Raw genomic sequence first — 25,370 nt, 5'->3', positions numbered from 1 at the left:
AGGAAATTCGATGATAGAGGGCGCGCGCCACGCCCTCGTCGTCCGTTTGCAGTATCAGGGCGTGACGGCGGCGCGCATCATCGCGCGCAGCTGGTCGCCGTAGGGCGGCAGCATGCCCCATTCGCGGCGCGGGTCGTGCGCGCCGGCCTGATACACGCTGCGCGCGTGGCTGAACGCGAGGAAGCCTTCGCGTCCGTGGTAGTGGCCCATGCCGGATGCGCCGACGCCGCCGAAGGGCGCATCGGCCAGGGCCGGATGCATGGTGACGTCGTTGATCGACACCCCGCCCGACAGGGTGTGGTCGAGCACGTGCTGCTGCTCGCGCGGGTCGCTGCCGAAGTAGTAGAGCGCCAGCGGATTGGGCGCGGCGTTCACGGCCGCCAGCGCCTCGCCGATCCCGGCGTAGGTATTGACCACCATTGCGGGGCCGAAGATTTCCTCGGTGGCGACCAGGCTGTCGGCGGGCGGATCGATCACCAGGTGCAGCGCCATGCGGCGTCCGTCGGCCAGGCCGGCGGTCTCGATGCGGGCGCCGCGCGCCCTGGCGTCCTCGAGGTAGCCGGCGATGCGCTGGTGGTGGCGCTCGTTGACCACCGCCACCACGTCGGCGCTGTCGGGGAACATGCCCTCGTGGCAGGCGCGGGCCGCGGCGACGAAGGGCTCGAGCTGTTCGCGCGGCAGCCATACCACGTCGGGCGAGACGCACAGCTGGCCGCCATTGCCGGCCTTGCCGACGATGATGCGCTCGGCGGCATTGCCGATATCGGCGCTGCGTCCGACCAGCACCGGCGACTTGCCGCCCAGTTCCAGGGTCAGCGGCACCAGGTTGGCGGCGGCGGCCGCCATCACCGCCTTGCCGACGGCGGTCGAACCGGTGAACACCAGGTGCGCCCACGGCTGCGCGCTGAAGTCGGCAGCCACGGCGGCGTCGCCGTTGACGACCGCCAGCAGCGCCGGATCGAAGTGCTGCGCCACCGCCGCGGCCAGCACGGCGCCGGTGCGCGGGGCGATTTCCGACGGCTTGAGCACGGCGCGGTTGCCGGCGGCCAGCACGCTGGCGAGCGGCGACAGCAAGGTGTAGAGCGGCGCGTTCCAGGTGCCGATGATGCCGACCACGCCCTTCGGCTGGTACTGCACCCAGGCGGTCGCGCCGAAGGCGTCGAAGGGCGCCACGCTCGGGCGCGGATCGGGCGTCATCCATGACGCCAGGTTGTCGCGCGCATGCTTGAGCGAAGCGAGCGAGCCGAGGATGTCGTTCATGGTCGAGAATACGGCCGGCCGGCCGCCGAAGTCTTCGTCCATCGCAGCGCACAGCGCTTCGTGATGCTCGACCAGCAGGTCGATGACGCGTTGCAGGCGGGCGCTGCGTTCGGCCGCCGTGACCGGGCCTTCGGCCACGAAGGCGGCGCGCTGTACCTCGCGCAGGTGGCGGATTGACTGGTGTGGCATGCGGGTCTCCCTGGTTCTTCTGGTATGTGATGTCAGGCCGCGGCCGGCGTTTCGGCGCCGCCGTCGACTGCGAGGATCTTGCCGGTCACCCAGCGCGCCGCGGGCGAAGCCAGGTAAACCACGGCGGCGGCGATATCTTCCGGCTCGCCCAGCGCGCCCATCGGCGTGGCGCGCACCATGGCGGCCTCCAGCGCCGGGGTGAGGTAGCGCGCCAGCGCCTCGGTACGGATCGCGCCCGGCTCGATGGCGTTGATGCGCACATGCGGCGCGTAGTCCTGCGCCAGGTTGCGCGTCATCTGGTTCAGCCCCGCCTTGGCGGCGCCATAGGCGCTGAAGTGCTTCTGCGCCAGCCGCGCCGCCATCGACGAGATGTTGATGACGGCGCCGCCGCCGGCCTCGCGCATCGGCCCCGCCACTTTCTGGATCAGGAGATAGGCCGGCACCACGTTCCAGGCCAGGGTCGCGCCGAAATCGTCCGCGCTCATGCGGCGCGGATCGTTCGGACCGGCCCCGCCCGCATTGTTCACCAGCACGGTGACCTTGCCCAGTTCGGCCACGGTGCGCTGCACCAGGCGCTCCAGCGCCTGCTCGTCGTTGACGTCGCACGGCACCGCGATGGCGCGCCGTCCGAGCGCGCGGATCGCCTGCGCCACTTCCTCCAGGTCGGCCTCGGTGCGCGCCGCCAGCGCGACATCGGCGCCGGCCTGGGCCAGCGCCAGCGCGCAGGCGCGGCCGATGCCCTTGCCGGCGCCGGTCACGATGGCGACCTGGCCGGCCAGTGAAAACAGATCGGGTACATGCTGCATCAAAACGCTCCTCGTGATGTTGTCATTGCGTACTGCGCGGCGGCGCTCACAGCAGCCGTCCGATGCGGTTCCCTTCGTGCATCGCCTGCTCGATGTAGCCGATGCCGGTGCAGTCGCCCACCGAATGCAGCGGCACGCCGCAGACGGCCAGCATGCGCGCCACGCTGTCGTCGGCTTCGGCGCCGACCGCCAGCACCACCGAATCGGCGGCGCAGCGCCGGATCTCGCCGGCGGTGTCCTGCCACAGCACTTCCTTGGCCGTGATCGCCGTGACCCGCGCCTGGCGGTGCAGGACGCCATGCTTCTCGACCGCCTCGAGCACGCGCCAGCGACGCACGATCGGCAGTTCGCGTCCGGGCTTGTCGCTTTCCTCGAGCACCGTCACGGCGCGTCCGCGCGCCAGCAGGAACTCGGCCAGCTCCAGCCCGACCAGGCCGCCGCCGACGATCACCACCTTGGCGCCGAGCGGCATCCACAGCTTCGACAGGTTCTGCACCGCCTTGGCGCTGTCGGTCACGCCGAGCATGCCGCCGGCCTTGAACATGGCGCGCTCCGCCAGGCTGAGCTTGGCCCTGGCGATGGCGTCGGCGCCGTCGCCCGTCATCAGGCGGCGCAGCTCGTCGCCGCTCCAGACATGTTTCTGGCCGGCGCCGTCGATCGCCGGTGCCGCGCGGCGCGCGCCGCTGGCGACCACGATCGCGTCCGGCTTCAGGCGCGCCACCAGTTCCGGCGTGGCCGCCGTCGACAGGATGACCTCGATCTCCGCGTGCCGCACCTGGTTCACCAGGTAGTCGAGCAGGCGGCCGTTTTCCGGGTAGGCCAGCCCGGCGAAGAACAGCGTGCCGCCCAGCCGGGCGCTGCGTTCCACCAGGGTTACCCGGTGCCCGCGCAGGGCCGCCACGCGCGCCGCTTCCATCCCGGCCGGACCGCCGCCGACCACCAGCACATGGCGCGGCTGGGCGGCCGGCTCGATCGCGGCTTCGGCTTCATGGCCGGTGAGCGCATTGACCGCGCACTTGACGCGCTGGTTGATGAAGATCTGGCTGACGCAGGCGTAGCAGTAGATGCAGGGACGGACATCCTGCGGCCGGTTCTGTTCCAGCTTGATCGGGATGTCCGGATCGGCCAGCAGCTTGCGCGCCATCGTCACGAAATCGAAGTCGCCCTGCGCGATATGGGCGGCCGCGCTTTCCGGTTCGATGCGGCCGGCCGCGATCACCGGCACCGCGACCGCCGCGCGCACCGCGCGCGCATAGGCGACGTAGGCATCGGGCGCCTGCGGCAGCGGCGCCTCGGTGAAGGCGCTGCCGGTGTCGATGGTGGCGTAGGCCGACATGCTGATGGCGTCGGCGCCGGCATCCACCGCGATGCGCGCCGTGGCCACCGCGTCGGCCAGGGTGATGCCGCCCGGGGTGCGCAATTCCTCGCCGTCGAGCCGTACCCACAGCGGGAAGCCGGCCCCGGTGCGCGCCTTGACCGCGCCGATCACCTCGCGCAGCAGGCGCGCACGGTTCTCGAGCGGGCCGCCATAGCCGTCCTCGCGCCGGTTATAGTAAGGCGACAGGAAGCCGGCCAGGATATAGGTATGCGCGGCGTGCAGCTCGACCGCGTCGAAGCCGGCCTGCTGCGCGCGCGCGGCGGCGGCGGCGAAATACTCGACCATCTGCTCGATATCGGCCTGGTCCATCACGCGCAGGCGCGGCACCCCGGGGCCGCGCACGAAGCTGCCCAGCTCCTCGCGCGTCAGCGCGGCCATGATGTCGGTCTTGAGCGGCGGCGGCAGCGACGGCACCCACAGCTCGCGCCCGGCGGCGACGTCGCGCCCGGCAGTCTTGCCGGCATGCTGCAGCTGCATCGCGATCCTGGCGCCGTGGCGGTGCACACGGGCGGCGATGCCGGCCAGCCCGGGAATGAAGTCGTCGCGCGAGACGCCGACCTGGAAGGGCTCGGCGGTGCCATGCGGGTAGGCGATCGCGCACGAGCCCATCGTCAGCAGTCCGGCCCCGCCCTTGGCGCGCGCCTCGTAGAAGGCCTGGATCCGCTCGCCGCAGTGGCCATCCTCCTCGGCGAAGTTGGAGCCCATCGGCGCCATCATGATCCGGTTGCGGATCTCGAGCGTGCCGATGCGGCCCGGCTGGAACAGGGCTTGGTAGGGATGGTCCAATTGGGTCTCCGGTGTGAATGCTTATCTCTTATTATTCCCTTGCCCTGCCCGCCCGGCATCGTCCGTTTGCACGACGCCGCGGCGCGGCCGATGCGCCATAGTAGCGTCGTTTTTCCTCCAACCCCATCCCAGAAGGAAGCACATGTCCACACTCGCCCTCACCGGCTGCGCCTCGGGCATCGGCGCCGCCACCCGCACCGCCCTGCTGGCCGCCGGCCATACCATCATCGGCATCGACCGCCACGGCGCCGACATCGACGCCGACCTGTCGAATCCGGCCGGGCGGGCCGCCGCCGTCGCCGCGGTGCTGGAGCGCTGCGGCGGCGTGCTGGACGGCCTGGTCCTGTGCGCCGGCCTGGGCGCCCACGTCGAGCCGCCCTCGCTGGTCGTGTCGGTCAATTATTTCGGCGTCACCGAGCTGCTCGACGGCCTGCTGCCGGCGCTGCAGCGGGGCCGGGACGCCGCCGCGGTGGTGGTGTCCTCGGTGGCGTCGACCCAGCTGCCCTGGGCGCGCAACCCGCTGGCCGCGGCGCTCGAACGGGGCGACGAGGCCGGCGCCGGCGCGATCGCCTGCCAGGCCGGCGCCCGGGGCGGCCACCTGGCGTATGCCGGCTCCAAGAATGCGGTCACGGTGGCGGTGCGGCGCCGCGCCGCAAGCTGGGGCGCGGCCGGGGTCAGGCTCAACACGGTGGCGCCGGGCGCGGTGGCCACGCCGCTGCTGCGCGCCGGGCTCGACGATCCGCGCTTCGGCCAGGCGATCCGCGATTTCGTTGCGCCGATCGCGCGCCACGCCCGGCCCGAGGAAATCGCGGCGATGATCCTGTTCCTGCTGGGCCCGGACGCCGGTTTCATCCATGGCGCGCAGATGGTGGTCGACGGCGGCGTCGACGCGCTGACGCGCCCGACCGAATTCTAAGAACCTGTCCCGGCAGGCGGGAGCCGCTGCTGGGATAGGTGCTAGGGTTCGTTGCCCAGCAGCGCCACGCTGTTCAGGAAGATCCGCACCAGCTCTGTCTGGCGCCGCACCCCGGTCTTGGAAAAGATCGAACGCAGGTGGGCGCGCGCGGTGTTGCGGCGGATGTTCAGCACTTCCGACGCTTCATCGAGCGACAGTCCGTTGGCGAGCTGGATCGCGAGCGAGGTCTCGGCCGGCGTCAGCTGGAACAACTGCTGGGCCAGGCGGGCCGGCGGTTCGGAGCGGCTCTCGGCATCGCGCATGAACACCGCGACGCTGGGGCGGCGCTTGCCCTCGGTCCACTCGGTCGAATGGATCGCCTGCGCCACCACGCCCCAGGCCACCCGGCCGGACGGCCGGCTGAGCGACATCGCCTCGACCATCGCGGTCTTGCCGGCTTCGCCCTGGCTGCCCTGGCTGAGCACTTTCTGGATCATCTGGTAGAGCTTGCGGTTGTCCGCCGGATAGGTCGCGCACAGTTTCTGCGACGAGATCGAGATGCCGTCGCCGAGCGCGACGATATCGTTGGCCATCGCATTGCGCTCGAGGATGACGCCGTTCTCGTCGAGCACGAAGACGGCCACCATCAGCTGTCCCATCGCATGGCGATACATCGAATCGACCTGGCGGTCGTGATTCACCGCCGCGTACAGGGTCAAGGCGCGCCGCAGGTGCGGGATCAGGTGCTCGCACAGGCTGCGGTCGGCCATCGAGAATGGTGGCGCCTGTTCCGGGCGGGTGACGCGAAAACCGTAGGTGCCGATCCCCGGCAGGTCGATGTCGACCGCCATCACGTGGAACACGCCATGCGGCTCGCACCATTCGCGGTAATACACGGAGCTGCGCCATTCGTCCGGCGACAGCAGGTCGCTGGTGGTGACCACGCGTTCCGGGCGGATGCAGGAAAACGGGCTGAGCCCGACCATCGGATGCTGCGACGACAGCACCCGCATGTCGCCCGCGGCCGAAATGACGTAGCCGAGATCGGCGCCGGAAGCGCGCCGCACGATCAGCGAACAGTAGTTGCCGGAGAACTCCTTGCGCACCTGTTCGAGGCAGGCGGACCAGCTGTCGGTATCCTGTGCCGTGTCGTAGATGGCGCCCAGCAGGTGGCTGAAACGCTCGATCGACAGCGGCGGCGGAGCGGGCACGGTATTCTCGAGAGTCATATTCATATTACAAATAAGTATAGCATCCTGCCGCTTGCCCGCAAGCTCCGCCGGGGCGCCCATCAGTCGATCTCGAACAGGGCCGCGGCGCCCATGCCGCCGCCGATGCACATGCTGACCACCACATGGCGCACGCCGCGCCGGCGCCCTTCCAGCAGCGCGTGGCCGACCAGCCGCGCGCCCGACATGCCGAACGGGTGGCCGACCGAGATCGCGCCGCCGTTCACGTTGAGCCGCTCCAGCGGGATGCCGAGCTGCCGCATGCAGTACAGCACCTGGCAGGCGAAGGCTTCATTGATTTCCCAGAGGCCGACATCGGCCACCGTCAGGCCGTGCTGCCCGAGCAGCTTGGGAATGGCGAACACCGGTCCGATCCCCATCTCGTCCGGGCCGCAGCCCGCCACGGCCAGGCCGCGATACGCGCCCAGCGGCTTCAGGCCGCGCCGGCGGGCTTCCGCGCGGCTCATCAGCACGGAGGCCGAAGCGCCATCGGACAGCTGCGAGGCATTGCCCGCGGTGATGAAACGGCCCTGCTCCACCCAGCGCCCGCCCTTCCAGACCGGTTTCAGCGCAGCAAGACTTTCGAGGGTGGTCGTGGGGCGATTGCCTTCGTCGTGCTCCAGGGTCATGGCTTCGCTGCCGGCGGGCTGGCCGTCCTTGTCGAACAGCTGGCGCACGCTGGCCAGCGGCACGATTTCCTCGGCAAACAGGCCGTCGCGCTGGGCGGCCGCGGTGCGCTGCTGGCTCTGGAAGGAATAGGCATCCTGCTCGGCGCGCGAAATACCGTAGCGTTCCGACACGATCTCGGCGGTTTCGATCATCTGGATGTAGGCCGCCGGCGCCGCCGCCAATACCGCCTGCGACTGGGCCCGGTAAGTGTTCTTGTGCTGGTTCTGGACCAGCGAGATCGATTCGAGGCCGCCGCCGACCGCGATCGTGTGTTCGCCGCACATGATGCTCTTGGCGGCGCTGGCGATGCTCATCAGGCCCGACGCGCACATGCGGTCGATGGTCATGCCGCCGACCGATTCCGGCAATCCGGCGGTATAGGTGCACAGGCGGCCCAGGTTGTAGCCCTGGCTGCCCTGCTGGGCGGCGATGCCGAGGATGACGTCGCCGACCTCGGCGCCGGCGACGCCGGCCTTGTCGAGCGCGGCGCGGATCGCATGGCCGCCGAGGACCGGCGCTTCGGTGTCGTTGAAGGCGCCGCGGAACGCCTTGCCGATCGGCGTGCGGGCGGTGGAAACGATGACGGCTTCTTGCATGGTGGTGGCTCTCGGTAGGAGTGGGAATCGGGCCGCCGGCGAAACCCCGAGGCGGCCATCGTCATCCCATTATCGGCAGGGCCGATGGGACGGACATCGTCTTGTTGGACGATACCGGGGACGGTCAGGTGCCGTAGACTGGCTGCGGGGCCGGCGTCTCGGCGATCAGCTGGGCGATGACCGGGCCCAGCTCGGCCGGGTCCCAGCGCGCGCCCTTGTCGCGTATCTTGCCGGTGCGCCAGCCGTCGGCCAGCGACAGCTCGCCGCCCCTGGCCTCGAAACAGCGTCCGGTCACGCCGCGCGCCTGCGTGCTGCCCAGCCATACCACCAGCGGCGCCACGTTCAGCGGATCCCAGGCGTCGAAGCCGGAAGCCGGCGCCTTCACCATGTCCGGCATCGCGCTTTCCGTCATCAGGGTGCGCGCGGCCGGCGCCAGGCAGTTGACGGTGATGCCGTAACGGCCCAGTTCGACTGCCTGCACCAGGGTCAGGGCGGCGATGCCGGCCTTGGCGGCGGCATAGTTGGACTGGCCGATCGAACCCTGCAGGCCGGCGCCGGAACTGGTGTTGACGATCGCCGCCTGCGGGTCCCGGCCCGCCTTCGATGCGGCGCGCCAGTGGCGGCCCAGCACCCCGGCCAGGCAGAAGTGTCCTTTCAGGTGGACCCGCATGACCTCGTCCCAGTCCTCCTCGGACAGCGACAGGAACATGCGGTCGCGCAGGATGCCGGCGTTATTCACCAGCACGTGCACGTCGCCGAAGGCGGCCAGGGTGGCGTCCAGGATGCGCTGGGCGCCGGCCGTGCTGGTGATGTCGTCGCCGTTCGCCAGTGCGCGGCCGCCGGCGGCTTCGATCTCTGCCGCCACCGCTTGCGCCGCCTCGGTCCGCACGTCGTTGATGACCACGGCGGCGCCTTCGGCGGCGAAGGCCAGCGCGTAGGCGCGCCCCAGTCCGCCGCCGGCGCCGGTGATGACGACGACCCGTTGATCGCAAATACCCATGTCTGCTCCTGAAGATTGGTTGAAAATCCGGCTTGTTAGAGCCGTTCGATGATGGTGACGTTGGCCAGGCCGCCGCCCTCGCACATGGTTTGCAGGCCGTAGCGGCCGCCCGTGCGTTCGAGTTCATGCAGCAGGGTCGTCATCAGCTTGGCGCCGGACGCGCCCAGCGGATGGCCCAGCGCGATGGCGCCGCCGTTGACGTTGGTGCGCTCGTGGGGATAGCCGGTTTCCTGCAGCCAGGCCATCACGACCGACGCGAACGCTTCGTTGATCTCGACCAGGTCGATCTGGTCCAGCCGCATGCCGGCCCGGGCCAGCGCGCGCCGGGTCGCGGCGATCGGCGCGGTCAGGTGCCAGATCGGATCGTCGCCGGCCACGCTGAGGTGGTGGATGCGCGCGCGCGGCGTCAAACCGTAGCGCTTGAGCGCCGCTTCGGACACCACCAGCACGGCGGCCGCCGCATCGCAGGTCGAACTCGACACCGCCGCCGTGATGGACGGATAGGCCGGATCGACCGGCGCCAGCGTGGCCATCTTCGCCAGCGTGCTCTCGCGCGCCGTCTCGTCCATCGCCAGCAGGCCGGGCAGCGCGACGACCTCGCGCTCGAAACGGCCGCTGCGGATCGCGTGCAGCGCGCGTGCGTGGCTGGCCAGCGCGAATTCCTCCATCTGGGTGCGCGTGATGCGCCAGTGGTCGGCGATCCGCTGCGCCGCATAGAACTGGTTCACCGGCGCGTCGCCGAAGCGTGCCTGCCAGCCGCGGCTCTCGGCGAACGGCGTGCTGAAGCCGAGCGGACGCCCGGCCAGCATGGCCGAGGAAATCGGGATGCTCGACATGGTCTGCACGCCGGCCGCGATCACCACGTCCTGGGTGCCGCTCATCACCGCCTGCGCGGCGAAGTGCAGCGCCTGCTGCGAGGAGCCGCATTGGCGGTCGACCGTGGTGCCGGGCACGCCGAGCGGCAGCCCGGCGGCCAGCCAGGAGGTGCGCGCGATATTCCCGGCCAGGGCGCCGATGGTGTCGACGCAGCCGAAAATCACGTCGTCGTACTCGTCCGCAGGAACCGCGTTGCGCTCGACCAGCGCGCGCAGCACGTGGGCGCCGAGGTCGGCGCCGTGGACCGCGGCCAGCGCGCCGTTGCGCTTGCCGGTCGGCGAGCGCAGTGCATCGACAATATAGGCTTCAGCCATGCTCGTGTCTTTCGTGGTTGGGTTCAGTGTGAAAAGCTGGCCAGCGGGCCGAGCGGCGCGCCCTCGGCCAGCAGGGCCGCCGCCACGCGCGCCTTGTGGAAGGCGCGGTCGCCCCAGGCGGCGTCGAGCGCCCAGGCGCGCTTCATGAACATCTGCAGGTCGACTTCCCAGGTATAGCCCATGGCGCCGTGGACCTGGATCGCCTTGCGCGCGGCGGTCCATGCCGCCTCGGCGCAGGCCAGCCTGGCGTGCGACACCCGCAGCGCGCGCTTGGTGTCGCCGTGCGCCAGCGCATCGACCGCCCGGTACAGCACCGGCTTGGCGAATTCGATCCTGGTGACGACGTCGGCGAGGTGGTGCTTGACGGCCTGGAAGGCGCCGATCGGCTTGCCGAACTGCTTGCGCTGGGCGGCGTAGTCGACCGCCAGGTCGAGCATGCGCTGGGCCAGGCCGAGTAGCTGGCCGCTGGCATTCAGCGCGCCGCGCTCCAGCGTCTCGTCCCACAGCTTCCTGCCGGCTTCGGCATCCGCCGCCAGCGTTTCCGGGCCAGGCCGCCACGCGACCTGGGCCAGCCGGCGCGAGGCGTCGATGCTGGGCAGCGCGCTGACGGTGACGGCCGTGCGCGGCACCGCATGCACCTCGGTCCCGTGCGGCAACAGCAGCAGGTCGGCCAGTTCGGCATCGGCCACCCAGGGATTGACCGGGTGCCCGACCGCGATCCGGCAACTGCCGTCGGCGATGCGCGGCAGCCAGGCCGCGCGCAGCGGGTGGCCGGCGTCGAGCGCGGCCAGCAGGCCGGTGGCCACGTAGGCGGTGTCGGACATCGAATCGGGGATCGCGTAATAGCCGAGTTCCTGGGTCAGCAGCGCCCAGTCGACGTCGCCCAGGCCCATGCCGCCGTCGGCTTCCGGCACCGACAGGCTGAACATCCCTTGCGCGGCGATCCTGGCGCGCAGGGCCGGCGAGCGGCCCTGGTCGGTCTCCCAGATCTCGCGCAGCATTTCCGGCGGCGCCTCGGTCATGAAGAAGCGGCTGATCGAATCGCGGAACGCGACCTGCTCTTCGGTGAAGGTGAAGTCCATGGGTTCTCCGGATTAGCTCTTGGGCAGGCCGAGCACACGCTCGGCGATGATGTTGCGCTGGATTTCATTGGTGCCCGCGTAGATCGGGCCGGCCTGGGCGAACAGGAAGCCTTCGAGCCAGTCGCCGTTGCCGGCCGCCTCGCCGGTCAGCTCGGCGCGTGCGCCGAGGATCCGCATCGCGGTTTCATGCATCTCCAGGTCCAGCTCCGACCAGAAGATCTTGTTGGTGCTCGACTCGGCGCCGATCGTCGCGCCGCGCTGCAGCCGCCCCACCGTATGGTAGGACGCCAGGCTATAGGCTTCGGCCCCCATCCAGGCCCGCATGACCGCCTCGCCGATGGCGGGATCGCGGTCGGCATGGGCGCGATTCGCCCGGTACAGCTGCATCAGCTTGTGCGCGGTATGCTGGAAGCGCGCCGGGGAACGCAGCAGCAGGCCGCGCTCGAAGCCGGCGGTCGCCATCGCCACCTGCCAGCCGCTGCCTTCGTCGCCCAGCCGGTTCTCGACCGGCACCCGGACATCGTCGAAGAACACCTCGGCGAACGCGTCCTGGCCGTTGAGCGCCTTGATCGGGCGCACGGTGATGCCCGGCGAATCGAGCGGCACCAGCAGGTAGCTCAGGCCATGATGGCGCTGCGACTGCGGCTCGCTGCGAAACAGCCCGAACAGCCAGTTGGCGAACAGGGCGCGGGTCGACCAGGTCTTCTGGCCATTCAGCACGTAATGGTCGCCCTCGCGCACGGCGCGGCTGCCGATGGCCGCCATGTCGGAGCCGGCGTTCGGCTCCGACCAGCCCTGCGCCCACATGTCGTCGCAGCGCGCCATGCGCGGCAGGAAGCGCCGCTTCTGCTCCTCGGTGCCGAATTCCATCAGGGTCGGGCCGAGCAGCAGGATGCCGTTCTGGTTGACACGCATCGGCGCATCGGCGGCCCAGTACTCCTCCTCGAAGATCAGCCAGTCGATCAGGTCGCAGCCGCGCCCGCCCAGTTCGACCGGCCAGGTCACGCTGCTCCAGCCGGCGTCGGCCAGCTGCGCTTCCCAGCGCCGGTGCTGCTCGAATCCGGCGCGCGTGTCGACGCTGCCGAAGCGCTCGGCGGGCACATGGGCGCGCAGCCAGGCGCGCACCTCGTGGCGGAAGGCCTGCTGTGCCGGGGTATAGGTCAGATCCATGTCGACTCCTTGTGCTCAGAAGCTCGCATCGCGCTTGTCCACGAAGGCCTGGCGCGACTTCGCCGAATCGGGGCTCAGGTAGGCCTGCAGCGTGAAACCCTGCTCCCAGCGGTACTTGTCTTCCAGGTTGCCGTCCTCGATGCCGTTCAGCGCCTCCTTGGCGATGCGGATCATGGCCGGGCTCTTGGCGGCGATCAGGGCCGCGATCTCCAGCGCGTTCGAGCGCAGCTGCGCGGCCGGCACCATGCGTTCGACCGCGCCCAGGCGCCAGGCTTCGGACGCCGGGATCATGGCGCCGGTGAAGAAGGCGTAGCGGGTCTTCTGCAATCCGAACAGGCGCTGCAGGTGGGCCGCGCCGCCCATCGCGCCGCGATCCACCTCGGGCAGGCCGAAGGAGGCGTTGTCGGCGGCGATGACGAAGTCGGCGGCGCCGCAGATGCCGATGCCGCCGCCCAGCACGAAGCCGTGCACCGCGGCGATCACCGGCACCGGGCAGCGGTGGACCGCCCTGAAGGTGGCATAGTTGCCGGCGTTGACCGAGACGATCCGGTCCGGCTCGGCGTTGAGCTGCTTGATATCGACGCCGGCGCAAAAGCCGGGCCCTTCGGCGCGGATCACGAGCACGCGCACGGCGGCCTGGTTGCCGAGCTCCGTGATCGCGGCCGCCAGCGCGTGCCAGCCGGCGTCGTCGAGGGCGTTCACCGGAGGCCGGTCGAGCACGAGCTCGGCGACGCCGTTGTCGTGGAGGGTTGTCGCGAACTGCTGGTTCATGGGGCTTCCTTGTCAGTGATCTGTTGAATTAGTAGGCGCCGAGCCGCGCGCGCATGCGGCAGGCGTCGGCGACGATGCCGTCGACCACCTGCTGGCAGGACAGCAGCTGGCCGATCAGGGCCACCACCTGGCCGGAGGACATCACGCCCTCGGCCGGCTTGCCGTCGACCATCGAGCGCTGCAGCAGCATCGGCGCATTGGCCGCCATCACGACCTGGGCCACCGAGGCGGCGTCCTGGCGCATGGCCTGCAGCAGCACCCCGAGCGCGTGGCGCCCGGTCATGCCGGTCTGGCTCTTCCAGGCCAGCGCGCTGCGCAGCGCGATCCACACCCGGCGCAGCGGCGCGGCGCGTTCCAGCGAGGCCAGGAACTCGTTGCCGATCATCCGCTGCGGCATGCCGTCGACCAGCCAGGACACGCGCACCTGCTCGGCGTCGCGCACCGCCAGGTAGCGTTCCAGGGTCGGCGCCGGCACCCCGCTGTCGGTCGTCATCAGGAAGCGCGTACCCATCGCCACGCCCTGGGCGCCGAAGGCCAGGGCGGCCAGCAGGCCACGGCCGTCGTAGAAGCCGCCGGCCGCCACCACCGGCACCGCGACCGCGTCGACCACCTGCGGCAGCAGCACCGTGGTCGGCACCGCGCCGGTGTGGCCGCCGCCTTCGCCGCCCTGGATCGTGATCGCGTTGGCGCCCATCTCGATGGCCTTCTGCGCATGCTTGAGCGCGCCCACGGTCGGCATGCAGACGATGCCGGCGTCGCGCAGGCGGCCGATGGTGGCGCGGTCCGGACCGCGGCCGTAGCTGACCGCGCGCAGGCGGTGCTTGATGGCCAGGTCGAGCAGCTGCTGCGCGTTGGGCTGGAACATGTGGAAATTCAGGCCGAAGGGCTTGTCGCCGGTCAGGCGCTTGACGCGGAGGATATCGGCCTCGATCCGGTCGGCCGGGATGGTGGCGCCGGCCAGGAAGCCGAAGGCGCCCGCATTGCAGGTCGCCGCCACCAGGTCGGGGCCGGCCACCCAGCCCATCGCGGTCTGCACGATCGGATAGCGGCAGCCGAGCAGGTCGCACAGCGGCGTATGCAGCTGCGCGCTCATGCGCCCGCCTTGTTGGCCGCCGCCATCGAGGCGGCGTCATGCCCGCCCAGGTGGCCCTGCCCCAGCAGCTGGCCGTGCGCGTGCGCCAGCTGGTGGTAGCCATAGGCCATGTCGATCGTCATGCGCAGCCCCTGCAGGTCCTCGGCGCGGTTGAGCACCTGCTTGGTCAGCGCCAGCCCGAGGCGCGGCTGGGCGGCGATGCGGGCCGCGATGGCCGCGGTCTCCTGCTCCAGCTGCGCCGCCGGCACCACCCGGTTGACCATCCCCATGGCGAAGGCGCGCTGCGCCGTCATGCGCTCGCCGAGGAACAGGAATTCCTTGGCGATGCGCGGATTGAGTTCCTGCGCGTGGGCGAAATACTCGACTCCCGGAATGCCCATGCGGACCACGGGATCCTGGAAGAACGCGTCTTCCGATGCGACGATCAGGTCGCATACCCAGGCCAGCATCAGCCCGCCCGCCACGCAGGCGCCCTGCACCATCGCGATGGTCGGCTTGGGAATGTCGTGCCAGCGCCGGCACATGCCGACATAGACTTCCTGCTCGCGTGCATAGTTGAATTCCGCGGCCGGCTTGTTGGCATGGTCCCACCACAGGTGGGCGCGCTCGAAGGACTTGTTGACGTCGCGCCCCGGGGTGCCGATGTCGTGGCCGGCGCTGAAATGCCTGCCGGCCCCGCGCAGCACGATCACGCGCACCGCGTCGTCGTCGACGGCGCGCTGGAACGCGGCGTCGAGCGCGTAGGTCATCTGCGAATTCTGCGCATTGTTGAACTGCGGGCGGTTCATGGTCAAGGTCGCCACGCCCTCGCTGGCGTGGTACAGCACCGGGCAGGCGGTTTCGTAGTCCGCGTGATCGGCACGCAGGACAAATTCGGACTGGTCAAGCATGGCTGGGTCTCCGGCAGGGTCAGGCGCCGAGCGCCGTGGCGCGCAGCTGGTGCGGGTCGAGGCGCGCCAGCAGCGCCAGCTGGGCCGCGGTCGGCGCCGGCGTCTCGGGGATCGCGTCCGGGATGCACAGCGCGAAGCCGGTCGCTTCCTGTACCTGCTGGGCGCTTACCCCCGGGTGCAGGGACAGGATGCGCAGCTGGCGCTGCGGGCCGCCGAAGTCCATCACGCACAGGTTGGTGACGATGCGGCGCAGGTCGATGTCGTCGAAACTGTAGCCGCGCGGCAAGCGCTCCGGGTTGTAGCCGATCGAGGCCACCATGTCGACTTCACCGCTGACGAACACCTTGGTGCTGTGCTGCGGAATGAAGAAGGAATTGGCGTGGCTGATCGAGTTGCCGGGAAAGCCGCGCACCCCCAGCATCTGCGCCTTGGGGCGGCGGTAGTCGGATCCCACCATCGAGATGTTGGCCTGGCCATAGCGGTCGACCTGGGTCGGCCCGACCATCGCATGGCGCTTGCCGCTCCAGACATTGTCGAAGATGCGCGAAAAACCCATCCAGGTCTCGCGCTGCATCTGGTAGTCGCCGCGCGGGCCGAGCGGCACCGGCTCGCTGACCAGCCAGGCCTCCGAATCGGTCATCATCAGGTCGGGATTGCTCGATGCCATGCACAGCGAGGCGGCCAGGCGCGGCACCACGCCGATGCCGGTGGCGAGCACTTCGCCGTCCTCGTTCCAGGACTGCGCCGCGGCGCAGACGATACGGTCGATCAGGGAAAAATCGTTCACGAGCATGTCCTTTCAATAGACCGTTGGCGCCAGTTTGGCGATGGCGGCAGGGCCGCCGACAGCATCGATATAAGCCGCTTCGCCGCCATCGACGAAGCGTTCGGCGTAGCGCGCCCAGCCGCCCTCCTCCCTGGCGCTGGCCGCGTACAGGCGCAGGTGGGCCTGGTCGACGCCGTAGGCCGGCGCGCAGGAGCTCGGGTGGGCGCCGCCCGGCAGGTGCACCACGCCGGCGGTGGCCGAGCGCTCCCAGTACACGTAGCGCGCCTCCTCGCCGTTCGCGAAATATGCGTCGTCGACCAGCTCCTCGCAGGACACATAGGTGCTGCGCGCGGCGCGCGCGAACAGGTCGTCCATGTAGATGTCCGGCCCGCGCACCTGGCACACGCCGCGGGCGCTGGCGCGGTCGACGTGCAGCAGCGCCGCATCGAGCGGCAGGGCCGGCATCGCGACCCAGTCCTTGGCGTCGTAGGGCGAGCCGATCACCTTGAGGTCCGGGTTGTGGCGGATCACGTCGGTGCCCAGGCCGATCCGGGTGGGAATGAAGGGCACCTGCATGGCGGCGGCTTTCAGGCCCAGCATCAGCATGCCCTCGTCGATCTCCATCACCTCGAGCGCGCCAGCCTGGCGCGCCTGGCGGAAATAGGGTTCGAGCGGGATGGCGTCGAGCGACACGAAGGCGAACACCAGCTTGCGGATCTTGCCGGCGGCGCACAGCATGCCGACATCGGCGCCGCCGTAGGCGACCACGGTCAGGTCCTTGAGCGGCGAGCGCAGGATCTCGCGCACCAGGGCCATCGGCTTGCGGCGCGGGCCCCAGCCGCCGATACCGATCGTCATGCCGTCCTTCAGTTGCGCGACCACGTCGCACGCACTCATCTGCTTGTTCATTGCTGGCCTTTCTGTCCGATCGAAAAATCGTGTCCCCACAGGCTGACCTGGGTGAACTCGTGGGTGATGTGGCTGGCCCAGTCGACCACCGTGCCGCCATAGCCGAATTCGACGTCGAAGCCCGACGGCGACTTCATGTAGAAGGAAATGACCTTGTCGTTGGTGTGCTGGCCGAGGGTCGAGGATTGCGGCACCGCGTGCGCGGCCATGCGGTCCATGGCGCGCCCCACTTCCGCCATCGATTCGACTTCGACCATCAGGTGCACGCAGCCGCTGGGCACCGCGAAGCCGGCCAGCGCGAGGCTGTGGTGGCGGCCGTTATTGCAATGCAAGAAGTAGATCGGCAGGGTCGGGCCGTCCTCGCCCGCCGGCTTGAAGTTGAACATGTCGGACAAGCCGAAACCGAGCACCTCGCAGAACAGGCGCATGGTGGCCTCGAATGCGGTCGCCGGCAGCACCACGTGGCCCATGCCGATGTCGCCGGTGATGAAGCGCGCCACGCCGACCGGCGAGGCGAAGTGGCGGAACGCCGACTGGAAGCCCCAGACGATCTCGTGCCGGTTGCCGGAAGGGTCGACGAAGGCGGCCAGCTGCTGCACGCAGCGCTGCGCGCACAGGGCCGCGCTGCCGTGGATGACCTCGACCCCGGCTGCGCGCAGGGCCTCGACGGCGCCGGCGAAGCCGGCCTGGCTGGCCACTTCCCAGCCGGTGGCGACGTAGGCGTCGCGCTCGCCGTGCTGCACGGCGATGCGGAACTGGCGCTCGTCCATTTTCAGGTACAGGCCGCCGTGCGGCGCCTCGCATGCCATCATGCCGAGCACCTGTTCGGCGTAGTCGCGCCACTTTCCGAGGTCCGTGGATTCGGCCACGATGTAGGCCAAGCCTCTGATATCTGCCATGATGCGTTGACTCCTTTGATCGCTGGGGTGTGCATCGATTATTGTTCCAGCAAGGCGCCGCATCATCGTCCAATAAGACTAACGCCGCGCCCAAACGAAAAACGCCGCGGCCCGGTGCGGGCGGCGGCGCCTGGATGGCCCGGCGGCAGGTGGCGGCTAGCTGGCGGCTGCCCGGTACGGCTTGAGCGCGGAGGCGAACGCCAGCACCGCGAGCAGGAAGGCGAACATCACCGCCGCCATCGCCCAGCGCAGCGCGTGCACGCCATGGGCCCCGCTCAGGCCATCGCTGAGCATGCCGACCGTCAGCGGACCGAGGCCGCCGCCGACCGCCGTCAGCATCAGGTTGTAGACCGCAATCACGGTGGCGCGCCGGTCGGCCGGGATGATGGTGCTCAGGGCGGTCAGGCTGGGCGCGGCCCACCAGACCGCGAAGATCGAAAACAGCAGGCTGAACGCCATCGCCCTGGGAACCAGGAAGCCGCCCAGCTGCCACGGGTCGCCGGCCGGATACATCAGGTAGGCCAGGCCCAGCGGCAAGGCCAGCAGGGTGCCGACGATCGGCACCCCCAGGTGCCAGCGGATGTCGCGCCGCGCCAGCCGGTCGCACAGCCAGCCGCTGCCGAGCGCGCCGATGATGGCGGCGACGCCGCCGGTCACGCCGACCAGGGCGCCGGCATTTTGCAGGGTCAGGCCATGGCTGCGCACCAGGAAGGCGGTATTCCAGATGCCGATGCCGTAGCCGGCGAAGCCGAGCAGCAGGCCGGCCAGGCAGATGCGCACGAAGGCGCGGTCGGCCAGCGCGCCGCGCAGGATCTGGCGCATCGACACCGCGGCGGCGCCGGCCTGCCTGACGCCGTCGTAGGCGCCGCGCAGCGGCTCGATGCCGCCGAAGCGCAGCAGCAAGGCCGCCACGATGCCGGGAATGCCCATCCAGATGAAGGCGCTGCGCCAGCCGTAGTGATGGGCGATCCAGGAACCGAGTCCGAGCCCGACCAGGGTGCCGAGGTGCGGCCCGAGCATGAACACGCTCATCGCGCGCGCGCGCTGGCGCGCCGGATACAGGTCCGAGATCATCGACAGCGACGGCGCCGTGCCGCCCGCTTCGCCGACGGCCACCCCGACGCGCGCGAAGGCCAGCTGCCAGTAGCTGCCGGCCAGGCCGCACACCGCCGTCATCGCGCTCCAGGCCGCACAGCACCATGCGATGAAATTGCGCCGGTTCGCCTGGTCGGCGTAGCGGCCGAACGGCACCGCCAGCACACTGTAGACCAGGGCGAACGCGAGTCCCGTCAACAGTCCCATCGCGGTGTCGGAAACGCCGAATTCGGCCTTCACCGGCTCGATCAGCACCCCCATGATCTGGCGGTCGATCAGGCTCATCGCATAGACGAACAACAGCATCAGGAGCGTGATGTGGCGGCGGTTGGCGGCAGGGGCTAGCGCCGCCGGTTCAGGAATGGCCGGGGCTGGAATGGTGGTCATGGTGACTCGCGAATGAGGTGTGAGAACGTGGGCAATCAGCGCGCCGGCTGGCTGAATGGCGCGCCCTTGTCCGGCGACGGCTCGGGCGACAGCCCGGGCACGCACTTGCCGAGATGGTTCTCAATGTCTGAAACCCTGAAAAATCCTCTCCACCCCGGCCCGTGAAGCGACCGATTCATGGAGTTCGTTGAGGAATGCTTTCGGTTGAGGTTCGCTGGGGGCGATGAGCCAAACCATTCCCACCACGCCAACGACGACCAGCACGAGCGTACAAAAACGGGCAATTGACATGATACTCACCTTGGAGAGTGGGTTCGGGAGGCCTGCGTCTACCGTACTGCTCCGCGGCGGGCATTCAATCGTCCGTTTGGACTATATGGCCCATCCATGGCGACATGCCGAAGCGACGCGCGCCTCGGCAGTTCCTTGCAGCGCTACTGCGATCAGTCCGCATCTCTCGAGCTTGCTTATCCGGTCCGGACCGGGTCTGGAAGCCGACGCGGACCGATCACGGCGACCTACCAGAACTTGTAGCTGGCCGAGAAAGCGAACTGGCGTCCGAACAGGTTCTGGCTGTGGTTGTACCCCTCCCAGCCGTTCGGGTCGTAAGTTGGCTTCTTGTCCAGAACATTCTTGATGTTCAGCCCAAGGTTCAGGTTAGTGACCGGTTTCCAGTTGAAGCCCAGGTTCACCGTCGTGTACGACGGCGCACCGTCGCACAACTCCTGGGGCAGCGACACGGACGCCGCCGTGCAGTTGGCCGGCGTATTGTCGGTGTCGTACGGCCCGTACGCCCATTTGCTCCTGCCCGTGAAGTTGACGAACAGGCTGGTGGTGAAGTTGCGGACCACCCAGTCGGCATTGAATGTTGCACGCAGGCGCGGCGAGTTGTAATAGCCGACGTAGTTCCCCGAGAAGCCGCTGCCGTCCTCGTAGTTGTAGGTCTCGCGCCTGCGGATCGTCGCCGACACGCCCGTGTTCAGCCTTCCAAATTCGCCCAGCGAGATGCGGGTACGGGCATCGATGTCGAAGCCGTCGACCAGGGTGCGGCCACGGTTCATGTACGAGTTGATCAAGCCGCCCAGGTTGCCGACCGAGTAGGTCGGAATGCCGCCGGCACAGGCCGCCGCGTTGGCCGGATTGGCGCACATGGTGACGACTGCCGCCATGTTGGCGCGGTCGGCATCGGTCAGGTCGTTACGGATCGCCTGGTCGGTGCCGGCCAGGGTGGGACCGTGGGTGTCGACCAGCTCGGTGAACAGTTGGTTGAAGTCCTGGCGCACGATTTCATCGCGGCGGTTCACGAACCAGTAGTCCAGCGAGATGCTGACATCCCTGACCGGCTGCAGCACCAGGCCCAGGGTCGCGATCCTCGCCTTCTCCGGCTGCAGCTCCGGATTCGGCGGCGTCAGGCCGCCCGCCGTGGTCGAGCAGTTCGAATTCAGCAAATTCTTGCCCAGTTCGGCCTCCGGCGCCGAGACCGATTTCAGCAGCAGGCGTGCGATCGCATTGGTCTCGTCGCAGCGCACCGTGTCGCGGATGCCGCCCACCTGCGCAAACACGCCGCCGGAACCGGATTCCGCCAGGTTGGGCGCCCGGAAGCCTTCGGAATAGGTGCCGCGCACCATCACTTCGGGGCGGGCGCGCCACTGGACGCCGATCTTCGGCGCCAGGTTGGCGCTGAAGTTCGGGTATTTGTCCAGGCGGGCGGCGGCATTCAGTTCCAGCGTGTCGGTGAGCGGCACCACCACTTCGCCGAACAGCGCGGAGATGGTGCGCCGGCCATCGAACCAGGAGCCGCCCTGCTGGGTAATCAGCCCATTCGCGGCGTCGGCGTTGCCGGGCGTGTCGAAGCTTTCGCGCATCAGGCTGGTGCCGAAGGCGGCGCGCACTTCGCGCCCGCCCAGCCTGGCCAGCGTGCCCTCGATCTTCGCATCCCAGGTGATCAGCTTGGTCCAGGACTGGATGTCGAAGGTCGGGTAAGCCTCGCGCAGCAGCGCGGCGTTGGCCTCGCTGATTTCGCCGAACCTGTAGGCCGGATTGTCGGCGATGTAGGTACGGCCGGTGACCGGATCGACCGTGAACGGGCCGAATGCCTTCTCGAAGCCTTTGGTGTTGATGTTGGTGGTCTGGTACAGCGTCGAGTGGCTGCCGGCCACGCTCAGCGCGGTCTCGAATTCCCAGTCGCCGAACACGCTGCCGCGCAGGCCGGCCAGCGCGCGGTAGCTGTCGTCGATATTCTTCTGGCCGAAGTGGCCGACGGCGTCCTGCAGCAGGTAGTTCAGGCCGGCGGCCCCGCCCATGGTGGCGGCCATGTCCGCACCCAGCCGGCCCTTCAGGTAGACGTTGTTCGGTCCCAGGAAGGGATTGGTGAAGGTATTCAGCCGGGTCCCGGTGTTGCGCGAGAACCAGTTGCTCGCGGTGCCGCTGTTGAAGGCGCGCGGGCCGTTCTCGCCGCGCATCTTGATATGGGTGTAGGCGGCTTCCGCAAAGCCTTCCAGGTCACCTTTGAGGCGCATGCGGCCGGCGAGATAGCCGGTGACGCGGTCCGAGGTCGGACCGGTATCCAGCGAGTACGGCAAGGTGTTCCAGATGCAGCGGGTGCCGGACGCCTCGGTGATCGAGGTCGGGCAGCCCGCCACGGCGCGCTGGACGCGGGCGTTGTTCCTGGCCGGGTCGAAGACGAAGAAGGTGCCCGGGTTCATCACGCCCGGCTCGCTGCCGGTCCCGATGCGGAAATTCGGGATGAAGGTCGGGTTATTGACGTAGAAATGGGCCGGCCGCTTGTCGTAGGTGTCCGACAAGGCAATGCGGTCGCGCTGGTATACGTTGACCGAGCCGTACACGTTGTAGCCATCGCTGCCCAGGTCGCCCGTGCCGAACAGCAGGCTGCCCTGGCGCTCGCCGTAGGAGTCGACCTCGGCCGAGGAATCGTGGCTGGCGCGGGCCTCCAGGCCCTGGTAGTTCTTCTTCGTGATCACGTTGATGACGCCCGCCACCGCATCCGAGCCATAGACCGCCGACGCGCCGTCGGTCAGGACCTCCATGCGCTCGATGGCCGCCGCGGGAATCGCATCGATGTTCACGAACATGGTCTGGAAGCCGGACGGTGCGCCATAGAAGGACAGGCGGCGGCCGTTCAGCAGCACCAGCGTTCCCTGCGCCCCCAGGCCGCGCAGGTTGGCCTGCGAACCGCCATCGGAACCGGTGAACATCGAACGGAAGTCCTGCTGCGCGGGACGCGCGGCGGGCAGGTTGTCCAGGACCTGCATCAGCGTGCGCGCGCCCATGTTCTCGATCTGCCTGGCGTCGATCACCTGCACCGGCGACGCCGTCTCCGCATTGATGCGCTTCAGGCTCGAGCCGGTGACCTCGACCCGCGCCATCTTTCCGCTTCCTTCGTCCGGCTTTGCAGTCTTCTCGTCCGCCTGGCCCGCGGCCAGTGCGCCGGACGCCATCCCCGCAGCCGCCAGTGCAGCCATCAGTTTCTTGAGTTTCACGTATCTCTCCTTGTCATGTGTTATCGCCCTTCGCACGCTGGCGAGGGCTCTTTTGAAAAACGGAACGCGCAGCGCCTGCTACTGCAGCGGCAGCGTGTCGACGTCGACCGCAGGCGCGCTGCCGGTCGCGCCACGGGTAAAGTGCTGGTCCAGCGGCACGCGGTCGCTGAAGAAGCCGCCGTTGCGCAGGTAGAAGCCGCCGTTGCGCAGCCCGCCGGCGTAGTCCATGCGCTGGGCCTTCCTGGCGGTGGCGTCGCCGGTGAACCGCGCCGTCGTGATCTCGCTCCAGGCGCCGGATGCCGTGCGCGCCCACTGGTTGCCATGCTCGGCCAGGCGGCCCAGGTAGCCTTTGGTGTCGATGAAGTTCTCCAGGAAGGAGTAGACGCCGGCATGGTAGGTGGTCGTCGCCGGCCGCTTCCAGGTGGCGATGTAGCGCCAGGCGCCGCTTTCCGGTGCGAAGAACCAGGCCGAGAAATCGGTGCCGCCCTCGCCATCCGGACGCGCGCGGGTGAGGAAGCGGTAGGTGTTGCCGGCCACCCAGTCGTAGACGAGGTAGGACTGGCCGCCGGTGCCTTCGCCGCCGAAGCCGTTGTCCACCACGCCCGCGCCCTTGCCCACCAGCCTGGTCTGGTCGCCGTTCTCGGCGTCCCAGACCGAGAACAGCACCCAGCGCTCCGACGGCGACTTGACCTGGATGCCGAAGTAGCCGCCAGTGAAGCCGTTGGCCATGTAGTAGGACCCGATCGTGTCCTGGCCAGGAGGCACCGTGACTTCGCTGTAGAAGTACTCGGTGTTCGCCGGTACGGTATAGCCCAGGTGGACCGATGGTCCCCGCCGCGACCAGTAATGCTTGGCTGCGTCGGACGCGTAATCGACGCCCGCCGTCGTGTCCAGCTTCAGGCCGGAGACGTCGCCGAAGTAGCCGCCGTCCTTGCTGATGCCTTGCAGGTCGACCCGGACATAACCGGCGGGCAGCCTGAGCGTCCCCACCTTGACGGCCTTGTTCGCGCCCTGGGTCAGCTTGACGTCGAACGGGGTACCGTCGACCGTGACGCGGATCCTGCTGTGCCTGCTGCCGGCCAGGCGCGCATCCAGGCTGACGGCGGCGCTGCCGGCCTGCGCCATCCTGAACCAGATGCTGGTCACGGTGGCCGGGTCGGTCCAGTTGGCCAGGCCATTGGCGTTGATTTCCTCGGTCGCGCCGGCGCCGGCGGCGGTGACGAAGGCGTTCCCCGCCAGGGCCACGGTCAGCGGAGCCGCCTGCGGCTCGCCGCAGGCAAGCAGGAAGAGCGCGGCATTCAACATCAGCGTGCTGGATTTCATCTGGTTTCCCCGAGTGAGTGGAGCGGCATGGGTACGGCTCAATAGCGGTCGTCGAAGGCGAAGATCGGCTTGCGGGTGCGCCAGCGGCCGCCCGTGAAGTCGGGGAAGTCGAGCGTCTGGAAGCCGAGGGCGATCGACTGCTCGGACAGCGGCGTGATCGCGCTCCAGGTGATGGCGTCGTAGATATCGATCGGCATCGGGGCGTTTTCCTTCAGCGCCTCGACGAAGGCGTGGATCACGAAGAAGTCCATGCCGCCGTGTCCGGCGCCGGCGGCGCGCTCTCCCAGGCGGCGCCACAGCGGGTGGTCGTACTTGTCCAGCCACAGCTTGAAGTCGTCCCATTCGTGCGGCTTGCTGACGCCCTCGACGTGCACCGACCGGTTCAGGTCCATCCACAGGCCGCGCGTCCCCTGCACCCGGAAGCCCAGCGAATACGGGCGCGGCAGCGAGGTGTCGTGCTGGAGCACGATGGTCTCGCCGTTGTCGCAGGCGAGCGTGGTCGTGACGATGTCGCCCAGGCGGAACTGCGTGCTGGCGTTCGGATGATCCTTGCCGCCCTGCTGCACCACGTAGTCGTGCAGTCCCGCCGCCTTGGAGGCGAAGCTGTTGATGCGGGTGAAGCGGTTGCCGCGGTTGATGTTGGCGTACATGGCGCACGGGCCGATGCCGTGGCTCGGATACAGCTCGCCGTTGCGGCGTACCGAGTGCTGGGTGCGCCAACGCGCTTCGGACCAGCCGCGCGGCCCGAATTCGACGCCGCCGCCGTAGGGTTTCTCCGGGTCGCCGCTGTTGAACTTCACGGCGCGCAAATCGTGCTGGTAGCCGCCCTGCATGTGCACCAGTTCGCCGAACAGGCCCGAGCGCACCATCCGCAGCACGGCCAGGACGTCGCGCCGGTAGCAGACGTTCTCCAGCAGCATGTAGGGCGTGCCGGTCTTGAGCTGGACGTCGAGCACGTCCCAGTGGTCCTGCAGCGTCACGCCGGCCACCACCTCGCAACCCACCGCCACCTTTGCCTGCATCGCGTCGATCGCCATCTGCGCATGGAATTCCCAGGGCGTGGCGATGATGACGCCATCCAGCCGGCCGGCATCGAGCATGCGCCGGTAGGCAAGGCCGTCGCCGTCCTCGCCGAAGGTGGCCGGACGCGCCTTGCCCGCCTGGGCGACGATCTCGAGCGCCTTGCCGAGCATGACCGGCTCGATGTCGCACAGCGCCACCACCTCGACGTCGTCGCGGCGCACCAGTTCGCGCAGCAGCACCCGGCCGCGCATGCCGGTGCCGATCATGCCGATCCGGAGCCGGTCGCGGCTTGCCGCCGCGGCGCCCGGCAGCGCGCCGGCGTACAGCGCACTACCGGCCAGCGCCGAACCCAGGGAAAGAAAATTGCGTCGCTTCATATGCTGTTCCGTTCTTTTTCAAAGTCGAGGGATGCAGGAGCCCCTCCCCGTCCGAAGAGGGGCTCTGCCAGTGGTGTATCGGTGGAA

Annotated in this window: 21 protein-coding genes; 1 reads left to right on the top strand and 20 read right to left on the bottom strand. The window is 69.1% G+C overall.

Going from position 1 to position 25,370, the window contains the following annotated elements; genetic code table 11:
* Nucleotides 1-54: 54 nt before the first annotated feature.
* The 3 genes from H162_RS0109920 to H162_RS0109910 are packed head-to-tail and all read right to left on the bottom strand — an operon-like array spanning nucleotide 55 to nucleotide 4,419.
* A complete protein-coding gene (locus tag H162_RS0109920; protein ID WP_020653307.1) occupies nucleotides 55-1,449 on the bottom strand; it encodes an aldehyde dehydrogenase family protein in 1,395 nt (464 codons plus the stop codon).
* A 32-nt stretch (nucleotides 1,450-1,481) separates the two neighbouring features.
* Nucleotides 1,482-2,255: an SDR family NAD(P)-dependent oxidoreductase gene (locus tag H162_RS0109915; protein WP_020653306.1), complete on the bottom strand. Its 774-nt coding sequence runs from the start codon at nucleotides 2,253-2,255 to the stop codon at nucleotides 1,482-1,484.
* A 46-nt stretch (nucleotides 2,256-2,301) separates the two neighbouring features.
* Nucleotides 2,302-4,419 (bottom strand): oxidoreductase, encoded by a 2,118-nt coding sequence (locus H162_RS0109910; RefSeq protein ID WP_020653305.1) that lies wholly within the window; start codon nucleotides 4,417-4,419, stop codon nucleotides 2,302-2,304.
* A 142-nt stretch (nucleotides 4,420-4,561) separates the two neighbouring features.
* Here H162_RS0109910 and H162_RS0109905 point away from each other — a divergent pair, with 142 nt between their 5' ends.
* Nucleotides 4,562-5,335 carry an SDR family oxidoreductase gene (locus H162_RS0109905; protein ID WP_020653304.1) on the top strand — a complete coding sequence of 258 codons (774 nt, stop codon included), beginning with the start codon at nucleotides 4,562-4,564 and terminating at the stop codon, nucleotides 5,333-5,335.
* Nucleotides 5,336-5,376: 41 nt separating this feature from the next.
* On the opposite strand, the gene H162_RS0109900 is transcribed toward H162_RS0109905, so the two are convergent.
* The 17 genes from H162_RS0109900 to H162_RS0109825 all read right to left on the bottom strand — a co-directional run bounded on the left by H162_RS0109900 (nucleotide 5,377) and on the right by H162_RS0109825 (nucleotide 25,283).
* Nucleotides 5,377-6,543, bottom strand: coding sequence for a PAS domain-containing protein (locus H162_RS0109900; RefSeq protein ID WP_020653303.1), 1,167 nt, complete (start codon nucleotides 6,541-6,543; stop codon nucleotides 5,377-5,379).
* A gap of 62 nt (nucleotides 6,544-6,605) precedes the next feature.
* Nucleotides 6,606-7,808, bottom strand: coding sequence for an acetyl-CoA C-acyltransferase (locus tag H162_RS0109895; protein WP_020653302.1), 1,203 nt, complete (start codon nucleotides 7,806-7,808; stop codon nucleotides 6,606-6,608).
* A gap of 124 nt (nucleotides 7,809-7,932) precedes the next feature.
* Nucleotides 7,933-8,808: an SDR family oxidoreductase gene (locus tag H162_RS0109890; protein ID WP_020653301.1), complete on the bottom strand. Its 876-nt coding sequence runs from the start codon at nucleotides 8,806-8,808 to the stop codon at nucleotides 7,933-7,935.
* A gap of 35 nt (nucleotides 8,809-8,843) precedes the next feature.
* Nucleotides 8,844-9,998, bottom strand: a complete 1,155-nt coding sequence (locus H162_RS0109885; protein WP_020653300.1) for an acetyl-CoA C-acetyltransferase — start codon at nucleotides 9,996-9,998, stop codon at nucleotides 8,844-8,846.
* A gap of 23 nt (nucleotides 9,999-10,021) precedes the next feature.
* On the bottom strand, nucleotides 10,022-11,080 hold the full coding sequence (locus H162_RS0109880; protein WP_020653299.1) for an acyl-CoA dehydrogenase family protein: 1,059 nt from the start codon (nucleotides 11,078-11,080) through the stop codon (nucleotides 10,022-10,024).
* Nucleotides 11,081-11,092: 12 nt separating this feature from the next.
* Complete coding sequence (locus H162_RS0109875) at nucleotides 11,093-12,250, bottom strand: acyl-CoA dehydrogenase family protein (RefSeq protein ID WP_020653298.1); 1,158 nt, start codon at nucleotides 12,248-12,250, stop codon at nucleotides 11,093-11,095.
* A gap of 15 nt (nucleotides 12,251-12,265) precedes the next feature.
* Nucleotides 12,266-13,021 carry an enoyl-CoA hydratase family protein gene (locus H162_RS0109870; protein ID WP_020653297.1) on the bottom strand — a complete coding sequence of 252 codons (756 nt, stop codon included), beginning with the start codon at nucleotides 13,019-13,021 and terminating at the stop codon, nucleotides 12,266-12,268.
* A 28-nt stretch (nucleotides 13,022-13,049) separates the two neighbouring features.
* On the bottom strand, nucleotides 13,050-14,114 hold the full coding sequence (locus tag H162_RS0109865) for an NAD(P)H-dependent flavin oxidoreductase (RefSeq protein ID WP_020653296.1): 1,065 nt from the start codon (nucleotides 14,112-14,114) through the stop codon (nucleotides 13,050-13,052).
* The gene (locus H162_RS0109860) at nucleotides 14,111-15,004 is read right to left on the bottom strand and encodes an enoyl-CoA hydratase (protein WP_020653295.1); all 894 of its coding nucleotides are present in this window, start codon (nucleotides 15,002-15,004) and stop codon (nucleotides 14,111-14,113) included. Before H162_RS0109860 ends, H162_RS0109865 begins: the two co-directional genes overlap by 4 nt.
* 19 nt (nucleotides 15,005-15,023) lie before the next feature.
* Entirely contained in the window at nucleotides 15,024-15,797 is a 774-nt protein-coding gene (locus H162_RS0109855) for a CoA-transferase subunit beta (RefSeq protein WP_020653294.1), read from the bottom strand.
* Nucleotides 15,798-15,803: 6 nt separating this feature from the next.
* Nucleotides 15,804-16,679, bottom strand: coding sequence for a CoA transferase subunit A (locus tag H162_RS0109850; protein WP_020653293.1), 876 nt, complete (start codon nucleotides 16,677-16,679; stop codon nucleotides 15,804-15,806).
* A complete protein-coding gene (locus H162_RS0109845; RefSeq protein ID WP_026354464.1) occupies nucleotides 16,676-17,578 on the bottom strand; it encodes a VOC family protein in 903 nt (300 codons plus the stop codon). The genes H162_RS0109850 and H162_RS0109845 overlap by 4 nt, the downstream gene beginning before the upstream one ends.
* Nucleotides 17,579-17,734: 156 nt before the next feature.
* Nucleotides 17,735-19,060 carry a spinster family MFS transporter gene (locus H162_RS0109840; protein ID WP_020653291.1) on the bottom strand — a complete coding sequence of 442 codons (1,326 nt, stop codon included), beginning with the start codon at nucleotides 19,058-19,060 and terminating at the stop codon, nucleotides 17,735-17,737.
* Between the two features lie 120 nt (nucleotides 19,061-19,180).
* Nucleotides 19,181-19,351 carry a hypothetical protein gene (locus H162_RS33965; protein ID WP_156885541.1) on the bottom strand — a complete coding sequence of 57 codons (171 nt, stop codon included), beginning with the start codon at nucleotides 19,349-19,351 and terminating at the stop codon, nucleotides 19,181-19,183.
* A 227-nt stretch (nucleotides 19,352-19,578) separates the two neighbouring features.
* Nucleotides 19,579-22,560, bottom strand: a complete 2,982-nt coding sequence (locus H162_RS0109835) for a TonB-dependent receptor plug domain-containing protein (RefSeq protein ID WP_020653290.1) — start codon at nucleotides 22,558-22,560, stop codon at nucleotides 19,579-19,581.
* 78 nt (nucleotides 22,561-22,638) lie between these two features.
* Nucleotides 22,639-23,883, bottom strand: coding sequence for a DUF3472 domain-containing protein (locus H162_RS0109830; RefSeq protein ID WP_020653289.1), 1,245 nt, complete (start codon nucleotides 23,881-23,883; stop codon nucleotides 22,639-22,641).
* A gap of 38 nt (nucleotides 23,884-23,921) precedes the next feature.
* The gene (locus tag H162_RS0109825) at nucleotides 23,922-25,283 is read right to left on the bottom strand and encodes a Gfo/Idh/MocA family protein (protein WP_020653288.1); all 1,362 of its coding nucleotides are present in this window, start codon (nucleotides 25,281-25,283) and stop codon (nucleotides 23,922-23,924) included.
* Nucleotides 25,284-25,370 lie beyond the last annotated feature (87 nt).

The sequence above is a fragment of the Massilia niastensis DSM 21313 genome, from assembly GCF_000382345.1.
Lineage (GTDB): Bacteria > Pseudomonadota > Gammaproteobacteria > Burkholderiales > Burkholderiaceae_D > Telluria > Telluria niastensis.
This window is presented reverse-complemented; position numbering and strand designations above follow the sequence as displayed.